This window comes from Williamsia sp. z71, assembly GCF_059553375.1.
Map to the genome: position 1 here is coordinate 118,219 of NZ_JCANWX010000007.1, position 11,469 is coordinate 129,687.

General features: G+C 64.2%; 7 protein-coding genes. 1 reads left to right on the top strand and 6 read right to left on the bottom strand.

What is annotated here, in order from left to right; all coding sequences use genetic code 11:
• Positions 1 to 3: 3 nt before the first annotated feature.
• The 4 genes from AC51GR_RS17895 to AC51GR_RS17910 all read right to left on the bottom strand — a co-directional run bounded on the left by AC51GR_RS17895 (position 4) and on the right by AC51GR_RS17910 (position 4,046).
• The gene (locus AC51GR_RS17895; protein ID WP_496325997.1) at positions 4 to 1,116 is read right to left on the bottom strand and encodes a CaiB/BaiF CoA transferase family protein; all 1,113 of its coding nucleotides are present in this window, start codon (positions 1,114 to 1,116) and stop codon (positions 4 to 6) included.
• A complete protein-coding gene (locus tag AC51GR_RS17900) occupies positions 1,113 to 1,736 on the bottom strand; it encodes a TetR/AcrR family transcriptional regulator (protein ID WP_496325998.1) in 624 nt (207 codons plus the stop codon). The genes AC51GR_RS17895 and AC51GR_RS17900 overlap by 4 nt, the downstream gene beginning before the upstream one ends.
• Positions 1,733 to 3,319: a class I adenylate-forming enzyme family protein gene (locus AC51GR_RS17905; RefSeq protein WP_496325999.1), complete on the bottom strand. Its 1,587-nt coding sequence runs from the start codon at positions 3,317 to 3,319 to the stop codon at positions 1,733 to 1,735. Before AC51GR_RS17905 ends, AC51GR_RS17900 begins: the two co-directional genes overlap by 4 nt.
• Positions 3,320 to 3,407: 88 nt before the next feature.
• Positions 3,408 to 4,046 (bottom strand): nitroreductase family protein, encoded by a 639-nt coding sequence (locus AC51GR_RS17910; protein WP_496326000.1) that lies wholly within the window; start codon positions 4,044 to 4,046, stop codon positions 3,408 to 3,410.
• Positions 4,047 to 4,262: 216 nt separating this feature from the next.
• On the opposite strand from AC51GR_RS17910, the gene AC51GR_RS17915 reads away from it, so the two are divergent.
• Positions 4,263 to 6,191, top strand: a complete 1,929-nt coding sequence (locus AC51GR_RS17915; RefSeq protein WP_496326001.1) for a flavin-containing monooxygenase — start codon at positions 4,263 to 4,265, stop codon at positions 6,189 to 6,191.
• Between the two features lie 57 nt (positions 6,192 to 6,248).
• Here AC51GR_RS17915 and AC51GR_RS17920 read toward each other — a convergent pair whose 3' ends face one another.
• Both AC51GR_RS17920 and AC51GR_RS17925 read right to left on the bottom strand, forming a co-directional pair.
• Complete coding sequence (locus tag AC51GR_RS17920; protein ID WP_496326002.1) at positions 6,249 to 9,632, bottom strand: pyruvate carboxylase; 3,384 nt, start codon at positions 9,630 to 9,632, stop codon at positions 6,249 to 6,251.
• Positions 9,633 to 9,951: 319 nt separating this feature from the next.
• The gene (locus AC51GR_RS17925; RefSeq protein WP_496326003.1) at positions 9,952 to 11,433 is read right to left on the bottom strand and encodes an APC family permease; all 1,482 of its coding nucleotides are present in this window, start codon (positions 11,431 to 11,433) and stop codon (positions 9,952 to 9,954) included.
• Positions 11,434 to 11,469: the final 36 nt, after the last annotated feature.

Sequence of the window (11,469 nt, forward strand, 5' to 3'; positions counted from 1 at the left end):
ACCTCAGCGTGGAGCCCAGTTCCGGACCGACTCCTCCAGTGACAGTTCGGTGGGAGCCACCGGAACCGGAACGGGAGTGTGCGAAAAGCGTGGCGCCGGGGCAGGTTGGGCCACACCGTCGATCTCGACGATGGCCCCCCGATCAGCCATCTGCGGGTGCGAAGCGACCTCACCGAACGCGAGAACAGGTGTCACGCAAGCATCTGTGTCGGCAAAGACCACTGCCCAGCCATCGCGGGGACGCGTGGCGAACACGTCGGCGAACACCTTGGTCAGCGTCGGCCACTGTTCCTTGTCCCATCGATCCGGCAGATCGGATTCGACGAGTCCGAGTCCGTTGACCAGCTGCGAATAGAACGGCGGCTCAATCGATCCGACCGCCACGTGCCGACCGTCCGCGCACTCGTAGGTCCGGTAGAACGGCGCCGACCCGTCCAGCAGGTTGGTGCCCCGATCGTCGGACCACCGGCCGGCGGCCCGCCATGACCAGAGCAACTGCGACAACAGGTTCGCGCCGTCTGCCATCGATGCGTCGACGACCTGCCCGCGTCCACCCACCCCTGCCCGGTCGCTGTCGCGACTCCACAGCGCACTGAGGACTCCGAGAACCAGCAGCATCGATCCACCGCCGAAGTCGGCGACCATGCTCAACGGCGGCACCGGCGGTCCGTCGGCAGGCCCCATCGCACCCAGGACGCCCGTCAGCGCCAGATAGTTGATGTCGTGGCCCGCCCGCTGGGACAGCGGCCCGCTCTGGCCCCAACCCGTCATCCGGCCGTACACCAGCTGCGGATTGCGCTGGTGACAGATGTCGGGGCCCAGGCCCAGCCGTTCCATGGCCCCGGGCCGGAATCCTTCGAGCAACACGTCCGCAGACGTGATCAGATCCAGTACGTGTTCCCGATCGGTCTCATCCTTGAGGTCGGCGGTGACCAGCGCACGGCCGCGCCACATTGCGCGATCCGCATCGGCAACACCATCTGCCGCCGCTGCCTTGGTTTGCCGATCGACGCGAACCACGTCGGCGCCCAGGTCGGCCAGGATCATCGCCGCGTGAGGCACCGGACCGATGCCGGCCATCTCGACCACGCGGATACCCGTCAACGGGCCCGTCATCGGTCACTCCGTCCGGCGGCGCCGGTCTGCAGCACTCCGTCGACCGCATACGAGGTGTACGTATCGGCCAGTGCGGCGACGTCCTGACCCTCGTGCAACCACCAGCTGATGCCGTTCATCATGTCCAGGATCGCCACCGCCGCCTGATGGGGATTGGCAGTATGGAACTCGCCGGCAGCGACGCCGGCGGCGATCACGTCGCGTACCCGCCGCTGGTAGTACTTCCGGATATCGGTGATCTCCGCGAGGTGTTCGGGTGTCAATGCTGTCTGCTCACGCAGACTCACCAGATGCTCGGTCTGATGCTCGGCCAGACTCCGGATGTGCGCGTGCATCAGGTTCGACAGCCGCTCCTTCGGAGTTCCGGCGGCGTCCAGAAGTGGCATGTGCAGCTCCTGGAGATCACGGGTCATGCGGAGCGCGATCGCGTACATGATCTCCTCTTTGCTCGAGAAGTGGTTGTACAGGCTCGCACCCCGGATACCCACCGCTTCGGCGATTTCCCGCATACCGACGGTGTGATAGCCCTGCCTGGCAAAGAAATCTGCTGCGGCCGAGACGATCTCGGCGCGGCGCGCCGCACCTCGCTGGTTCGTGGCGGGAGCCTGCTCTGCCGTCACCGTGAGCTCGCCTCGGCGTAGAGACGGCGGAGCTCACGCTTGAGCACCTTGCCCTGCGGGTCCACCGGCAGCTCGGTCAGAGCATGAATCTTCTTGGGCGTCTTGTAGCTTGCGATCGATTGCTTGCAGTGCGTCATGAGCGAATCCGCGTCGAATGTGGCCGATTCGCGCAGGATCACGAAGCCGGTGACGACCTCCGACCAGTAGTCGTCGGGCAGGCCGACCACCGCGGCGCGAACGATGTCGGGGTGGCTCTGCAGGGCTCGCTCGACTTCTTGGGAAGAAACGTTCATGCCACCGGTTTTTATCATGTCCTTGCTGCGATCGAGAAAGAACAGGTTGCCGTCGCCATCGCGTCGAACGATGTCACCGGTGTGTACCCATCCGTCCCGGATGACCTGCGCGGTCCTTTCGGGGTCCTTGAAGTATCCCGACATCACCGACGGCGAACGACAGATCAGTTCACCGGATTCCGCCGGGTTCCCCTCGGCGTCGATGACTTCGACCTCCAGATGCGCAACCGGCTTTCCGATCCACGTGGGGTCGCCGTCCGGGATGTCATCGAGTGTGTGGAACCAGCCCACGCTGCCCAGTTGGGAGAGCTCGGACTGCCCCCAATACGTGCCCCAGGTGATGCCCGGCGCGGCATCCGCCCACGACGCGATGGCATGCGGCGACACCTGACCTCCATAAGTCATGCAGCGCTGTACCGTACGCACGGAGTCCGGCCCGAAATCGGCATGCCCGGACAGGCCGATGTAGAACGTGGGTGTCTGTGCCAGAACAGTGATCTTCTCGTCCCGGATCATCGACAGCGATGCGCCCGCCTCGGTGGTCGCGGGCAGAACCAGGGTGGCGCCCATCATCGTCAATGTGGTCATCGATCCGATGCCGGCGATCGTGTGAAATGGCATGACATACAGCCAGATGTCGTCCGGTTGGGTCCGCAGCCCCCAGCTCCAGGCCGGACCGGTCGAGATCAGGTAGTTGCGGTGCGTGATCATGACGCCCTTGGGCGCGGCCTCGGTGCCACTGGTGTAGACGATCATCGCCAGGTCGTGTTCATCGACCTCGCAGTCGGGTTCATCCGACGAGGCCGCCATCAGCAACTCGTCGAACGACTTCCATCCCGCCACCGCGGTTTCGCCGAACACCACGCGGTGACCGACCGGTGCAGTGTCCCTCACCTCATCGACAACGGGTGTGAACTCGGCACCGGCCAGGACCACCGACGGCTCGAGGTGTGAAAGCTGCTGCGAGACTTCAGCCGTACCGAACATCACGTTGATACCGGAATACGAGGCCCCGATCTTGAGTGCGCCGTAATACGCGACCACGGTGTCGACGTGGTTGCGTGCGATCACGGCAATGCGATCGCCCCGGCCGACGCCCATGCCGCGCAACATGTCGGCACAGCGGTTCGCTCGTTCGTTGAGTTCGGCATAGGTGCAGACATGACGATCACCGGCGACGTCGTAGCTGATGAATGCCGGCTTGCCGCCCTGGGTCCGGGCATGGCGGCGTAGCTGGTCACCAAGGGTGGCCCGACCGAGCGGACTCGAGGCAATCGTGTTCAAAGACATTGCTTTTCATTACTCCATGATCTGGCGAAGCCGATGCGCCACAGCAGCGCGATGGGCACAGCAGTGCGGGGGAAGTAAACCGGATCGACTACACGAACAGCGGCGTGTCGAAGGAGTCGATCGAGACGATGTCCTCGACGCGGCTGCGGGTGAGCTTGGTCGGGAACTTGCCGCTGGGATAGCCGACGGCGATGTGGGCAGCGGTGATGAAGCCGTCCGGGATCGACAGCAGTTCACGGACTGCGGGTTCCTCGTGACACAGCAAGGTGGTCACCGCACTGCCGACGCCCTGGTCGCGCAACGCCAGGCACAGGTTCTGCACTGTCGGATAGATGGACGCTCCGCCGACCACGCTGATGCGATCCAACTCGGCGTCGGTGGGATGGAGTCCGTCGATCTCGGCGCAGACCACGATGAGCGCAGGCACCGTCGCGAGGTTGTGCGCGAACTCGTTGGCACTGCGGATCGTCTTGGGTACCGCACCGACGTCCCGGGAACCGTCGCTGATCGCGCTGTAATAGGCCTCCCAGTACGGGAGGTACAGGTCGGCCAGTGCCTTCTTCTTCGCGTCATCGCGCACCACGATCCAACGGACCGGCTGCCGATTGCCACCCTGGGGACCAAAGCGGGCAACCTCGAATGGGTCGTAGAGGACCTTGTCCGGAACCGGCGCGTCCGAGTAATGCCGACAGGTTCCGGTGGTGCGCATCGCCTCGGAAAGTTCCATCAAGATCTCCTTGTTACGGGATCAGCCCCGGCATGCGGCCTGGCGGCCACCCCGGATTGCTGACCAGCTACTACTTACCGCTGTTAGCGTGATTGCAGTCACAGCATCGCCAGCGAACCGCCCTTCTGTCAAGTCTTGTTACCCGGTCGACCCCAAAGTCGCAGATATGACCGGCGCTCTTGCATTTCCTGGACTACCCATGGTTAGTCTTGTGTCGTGAACCTTCAGCCAACCGCACCCGCGAGCGGGATCGACCTCGCCCGGCTGGGTCAAGCAGTCCAGTCGGCGAACATCCCCACCCTCCTCGCGGTCCTCTACCAACTGACCGGCGACCGGCGCCGGCTTTCCGCGCCCTACCGGCCGACCCGAAGCCGCGGCATGGACGACAACGCCACCGGCGGATTGCCCGACAGCGTCCAAGCCGAGATCCGGGACGCGGCAGTCGAGGCGGTGACCGCGTGGGCAGGTGGCCGAGAGCCGGCACTGCCCGTCCTCGACACCCGTGAACTCATGGAGGTCATGGAGTTCACCATGGGTGAGTCGGTACCCCACGAGTTCGGCCCGATGATGGCCGAGGTGCTGGGATTCGACGACACACCCGAACCGCATCCGACCCGCGCGGTTCCCACAGACTTCTCCGTTGTCGTGATCGGCTCCGGTATCGCCGGAATGCTTGCCTCGGTACGGCTGAGCAAGGCCGGTATCAACCACGTGGTGCTCGAGAAGAACGACAACGTCGGCGGGTCGTGGTGGGAGAACACCTATCCCGGCGCCGGGGTGGACACACCCAGTTACCTGTACTCGTACTCGTTCTTCCGTCACCCGTGGTCGACGCACTTCGGTAAGCGCGATGAGGTCCAGCAGTACCTCGAAGACTTCGCCGATACCTACGACCTGCGGACCAACATCCGGTTCGGCACCGAGGTCAGCAGCGTGGTCTACGACGAGGCCGCGCAGCGGTGGGACATCACCGCCCGGGACGATCACCAGAACGTGGTGACGTTCTCGTCCAACGCCGTCATCAGCGCGGTCGGCCTGCTCAACCGCCCGAAGATCCCACCGCTGCCCGGACTCGACTCCTTTGCCGGGGAACTCTTCCACTCAGCACAGTGGCCGCCGGGAATCGACTTGCGTGACAAGCGCGTTGCCATTGTCGGGGCCGGTGCCAGTGCCATGCAGATCGGGCCCGCCATCGCCGGTTCGGTTGCCTCACTGACGATCTTCCAGCGTTCACCGCAGTGGATCGCACCCAATGACGTCTATTTCTCGCAGGTCGGCGACGACGTTCATTGGCTGATGGATCATGTGCCGTACTACCACGAGTGGTACCGCGTGAGGTTGTCGTGGATCTTCAACGACAAGGTCCATCCGACCCTGACCGTCGACCCGGAGTGGACAGAGTCCAAGCTCTCGATCAACAAGACCAACCACGGACACCGCGCGTTCTACACGCGTTATCTCACCGACGAACTCGAAGGTCGCCCCGACCTCGTCGAGAAGTGCCTGCCGGACTACCCGCCCTTCGGGAAGCGGATGCTGCTCGACAACGGCTGGTATCGGATGCTCAAACGCCCAGGGGTACAACTCATCACCGAGGGCGTCGCGGAGATCACCGAGACCGGGCTCGAGGACGCCTCGGGCACGCACCATGAGTTCGACGTGATCATCATGGCCACCGGATTCCACACCGACCGCCTGCTCTACCCGATGGATGTGGTGGGCCGGTCCGGTGCCACCACCCGCGAGGTGTGGGGCGAGCACGACGCCCGCGCATACCTCGGCGTCACCGTTCCCGACTTCCCCAACCTGTTCATCATGACCGGACCGAACACGGCCCTGGGCCACGGCGGCAGTTTCATCACCATGCTCGAATGCCAGATCCGGTACATCATGGATGCGCTGACCCAGATGGTCGATGACGATCTCGGTGCCATCGAACCCCGCCAGGACGTCCACGACACCTACAACAAGGCCGTCGACGACGCACATGCGTCGATGGTGTGGACCCACCCCGGCATGAGCAACTGGTACCGCAACGCCGACGGCCGGGTGGTGGCGGTACTGCCCTGGCGAATCATCGACTACTGGACGATGACCCGCCGCGCCGATCTGACGGAGTACGTGACAGAGCCCGCACGGCGATAGACAAACAAGTCCGCCGGCGCCCATCAGGGTGCCGGCGGACTTGTCGCTGCACAATTGCTATTCCAGCTCGACCAGCAAGTCGCTTCCCTCGACCTGCGAGACCGATGTGATGGCAACACGTTTGACGATGCCGCCGGCCGGTGCGGTGATCGCCGCCTCCATCTTCATCGCCTCGATCGAACCGATCGCACCACCGGCAGAGAGCTTGTCACCCGGGTTCACCACGATCGTGACCACACCACCGAACGGTGCGGCGATGTGTTTCGGATTCCCGACCTGCGCCTTTTCGGCCACCGACTCGGTGACATCGAGGCTGCGGTCGCGGACCTGTACCGGGCGCAACTGCCCGTTGAGGATGCACATGACCGTGCGCATCCCCCGCTTGTCCGGTTCGCTGATCGCTTCCAGACCGATGAGCAGTTCGACACCGGGCTCGAGTTCCACGCGGTGTTCGTCGCCATAGCGCAGGCCGTAGAAGAACTGGTTCGCCGACAACGTCGAGGTGTCGCCGTAGGCCACCTGGTGCTCTTCGTAGTCCCTGGTCGGGCCCGGGAACAGCAGGCGGTTCAGCGTCCTTCGACGCACCGAGGCCTCAGCGGCGTGCAGGTCTGCCGTGTCCTGGTCCGACAGCGCGACTTCGGGTTTGGGCTCGGCCCGCCCGGCCAGCGCCCGGCTGCGCAGGGGTTCGGGCCAACCGCCGGCCGGCTCCCCCAGCTCACCGCGCAAAAATCCGATCACCGAGTCCGGGATGTCGTAGGAGGTGGGGTCGTCGGCGAATTCCTTGGCGCTGATTCCCTGACCGACCAGGGTCAACGCCAGGTCCCCGACCACCTTCGATGACGGGGTGACCTTGATCAGGCGTCCCAGCATCCGGTCGGCGTCCGCGTAGGCGCCTTCGATCTGCTCGAACTGATCGCCGAGGCCCAGTGCGACGGCCTGCTGGCGCAGATTGGACAGCTGCCCGCCCGGGATCTCGTGGGTGTAGACGCGGCCGGTCGGTGACGGCAGCCCGGATTCGAAGGGCGCGTACACCTTTCGAAGGGCCTCCCAGTACGGCTCGATGTCGCAGACGGCAGCCAGATCCAGACCGGTGTCGTACTCGGTGTTCGCCGTGGCGGCCACGATCGCCGACAGCGCCGGCTGACTGGTGGTCCCGGCCATCGATGCCGAGGCACCGTCGACCGCGTCCGCACCGGCCTGCCAGGCCGCGTACAACGTCGCCAACTGGCCACCCGGGGTGTCATGGGTGTGCACATGGACCGGCAGGTCGAAGTTGCTGCGCAGCGCGGTGACCAGCGCGGTGGCCGCTTGCGGGCGCAACAACCCGGCCATGTCCTTGATCGCCAGGATGTGCGCACCCGCCTCGACGATCTGCTCGGCCAGCTTCAGGTAGTAGTCGAGCGTGTACAGCTTCTCGTTCGGATCGGACAGGTCTCCGGTGTACGACATCGCGACCTCGGCGATCGTGCTGCCGGTCTCGCGGACCGCGTCGATCGCCGGCCGCATCTGGTCGATGTTGTTCAGCGCGTCGAAGATCCGGAAGATGTCGATACCGGTCGAGGCGGCCTCGGCCACAAACGCTTTGGTGACCGTCTCGGGATACGGCGTGTAGCCGACGGTGTTGCGGCCACGCAGCAGCATCTGCAAGTTGATGTTCGGAATCGCTTCGCGCAACTGGGCCAGGCGATCCCACGGATCTTCCTTCAGGAACCGCAGCGCCACATCGTACGTCGCGCCACCCCAGCACTCGACCGACAGCAACTGCGGTGTCGCCGCCGCCACGTAGGGGGCGACCATCAGCAGCCCGGACGTACGCACCCGGGTCGCGAGCAACGACTGATGGGCATCGCGGAAGGTCGTGTCGGTGACCCCCAACGCTTTTGATGCCCGCAGATCGGCGGCAAAACCCTCCGGTCCGAGTTTGAGCAACCGTTGCCGCGAACCATCGGCCGGCGAGCTGATGTCGATGTCGGGAAGCTTGTCGCGGGGATAGACCGTGGCCGGCCGCTCACCATGAGGTTTGTTGACGGTGACGTCCGCCAGGTAGTTCAGGATCCGGGTACCGCGGTCGGCCGAGACCCGCGAGGTCATCAATTGCGGGCGCTGCTCGATGAACGAGGTGGTGACATTCCCGGCCCGGAAATCGGGATCGTCCAGAACTGCCTGCAGGAACGGGATGTTCGTGGCCACGCCACGGATCCGGAACTCTGCCACCGCACGCCGGGCGCGGGCCACTGCCGTCTCGAAATCGCGTCCGCGACACGTCAGCTTCACCAGCATCGAATCGAAATGTGCGCTGACCTCGGCGCCCAGGGTCGCGCCACCATCGAGCCGGATGCCCGCACCGCCGGGTGTCCGGTAGGCGGTGATCCGGCCGGTGTCCGGACGGAAGCCGTTGGTCGGGTCCTCGGTGGTGATCCGGCACTGCAACGCCGCGCCTCGAATCTGGACCGCATCCTGCGACAACCCCAGATCAGACAACGTCTGCCCCGAGGCGATCCGCATCTGCGACTGCACCAGATCCACGTCGGTGATCTCTTCGGTGACCGTGTGTTCGACCTGGATCCGCGGATTCATCTCGATGAACACATGATTGCCGTTGCGGTCGAGCAAGAACTCGACCGTACCCGCACACGAGTAACCGATCTTCTTGGCGAACGCCACCGCGTCCGCGCACATCTTTTCGCGCAACTCCTGCGGCAGATGCGGCGCCGGTGCCAATTCGATGACCTTCTGATGGCGCCTCTGCACCGAGCAGTCGCGTTCGAACAGGTGCATCACGTTTCCGGCACCGTCGGCCAGGATCTGAACCTCGATATGGCGGGGTTCGATCACCGCCTGCTCCAGGAACACCGACGCATCGCCGAATGCCGACTTCGCCTCACGCCCAGCGGCTTCGATCGCCTCAGGCAATTCGTCGATCGTCTCGACCCGGCGCATACCACGGCCGCCACCACCGGCGATCGCCTTGACGAACACCGGGAACGTCATCGATTCGGCCGAGACCATCAACTCTTCGACATCATCGGATGCCTCCGAGGACGCCAGCACCGGCAACCCTGCTTCGCGGGCGGCGGCGATTGCCCGAGCCTTGTTCCCGGTCAGTTCCAGCACCGAGGCGCTGGGCCCGATGAACGTGATCCCGGCAGCCTCACACGCCGCTGCCAGGTCCGGGTTCTCCGACAAGAATCCGTAGCCGGGATAAATGGCGTCCGCCCCGGCACGACGGGCCGCGGCGATGATCTCGTCCACCGACAGATATGCGCGCACCGGATGACCGGGTTCACCGATCTGGTAGGCCTCATCCGCCTTCAATCGATGAATCGAGTTGCGATCCTCATACGGGTACACCGCCACCGTGCCGGCACCCAACTCATACGCCGCACGGAACGCACGAATCGCGATCTCTCCACGATTGGCCACCAGCACCTTACGAAACATCAACCCGCCTCCAATTTCATTCGCGCCGATCACTGCACCCACCGCGGGAACCGCACAGAACCCTGCACAAGAAACCCTACGACCCGCCGGCGTTCTCACGAATGATCAGGCGGTGGCTGTGCGGTTTTTGTAACCGGTGTGTTCGGGGCGCGGGCCGAGTAACCCCTCAGATCTGCCCTGCTCAATGCCATGTGCGGCCGTCCAATGTCGGACTCGACACAAAATATGAAAGGACACGATAGATGTCCGCGCTCATCCCACCAGGTGATATGCCGCGGCCCGGGCCGGGAGAGGCGGGCCGTCACAGGTCGTCGGGCGACTAGGTCTTCACGTCGTGATCGTCGAGGAGCGCCTCGATGTCATCGTCGTCTCCGGGACCGTTTTCCATCCGGTTCGCCGCGTATGTCACGCCCCAGAGCACCACTCCGAGCAGCAACATCACGCCCGCGATCTTGTACTGGATCATCTGGGCGTCGGTGCGCGCCCATGGTCCGGCCAGGAAGAGACACAGGACCGCCCCGACCACCGGCGTCCAGAGCGGCGCCCGGAAGAAGGTCTTGTCGTTACGGCGCTTGAGGACGAGACAGCACACATTGACCACCGCGAACACGCAGAGCAACAACAGTCCCGTGGTGCCCGACAGGGCCGCGACGACATCATTGCCCGACAACTGGTTCACGACGATGATGAGCACGAATGCCAGCAGCGTGGTGAAGATGATCGCGCTCCACGGCGACCGCCGGTTCCGCAAGACCCCGCTCAGGCTGCGCGGGAGTACCCGCTGCTTCGACATGCCGTAGATCAGCCGGCTGGCCATGAGCATGTTGATCAGCGCGGTGTTGGCCACGGCGAACACCGTCAGATACGGGAAGATCTCGTCGATCGGGATGGACGGTGCCCCGATCTCGACCACGTGCAGCAGGATGCCCTCGTCTCCCGAGTCGTAGTCGAGTGGCAGGACCGCGATCACCGCGACCACCACCAGGACATAGATCAGGCAGGCGAGCCCCAACCCCGACAACATCATTTTGGGGAAGATCTTCTGGGGTTCCTTGGTCTCCTCGACCATGTTCACCGAGTCCTCGAAGCCCACCATCGCGAAGAACGCGATCGTCGTCGCGATGGTCACCGCCAAGAACCAGCCCTTGTCGTTGGCGTCCTCGAACACCACGAGATTTCCGATGTCGCCCTCACCGGTCCCCCGTCCGGCCGCCACGAAACCGATGATGATCACGATCGCGAGGGCGAGGATCTCCACCGCGGTCAGGATCACGTTGAACCGCACGGATTCACCGACGCCACGCAGGTTGATCACGGCCAGCAGGAGCATGAACCCGAGAGCGACCGCCAACTGCGCGCCCTCCCCGGTGGGGACGTCGAACCAGCCCAATCCGTCGGCGCTGCTGAATGACTCGTGCAGTCCCTCGAGCAGGTTGCCTGCGACCACGTTGGACGACGTGGATGCACTCGTGATGCCTGAGCACACCACTGCGAAGGCCACCAGAAAGGTGAGGAAATGAATGCCGAATGCTTTCTGCGTATACAACGCCGCGCCCGCACATCGCGGGTATTTGGTCACCAATTCCAGATACGAAAATGCGGTCAACGTGGCAACCGCGAACGCCAGGATGAAAGGTAGCCACGCCATCCCGCCGACGTTGTCGATCATCTGGCCGGTGACCGCGTAGACCCCCGCCCCGAGGATGTCACCGACGATGAACAGCAGCAATAGGCCCGGACCCATCACCCGCTTCAGTTCCGGTTCGGATTTGGAAGCGGGATCAATAGTGGTTTCCGTCATTTCAGACCCTCCGATAGAGGCGCCGCCAACCGGCCG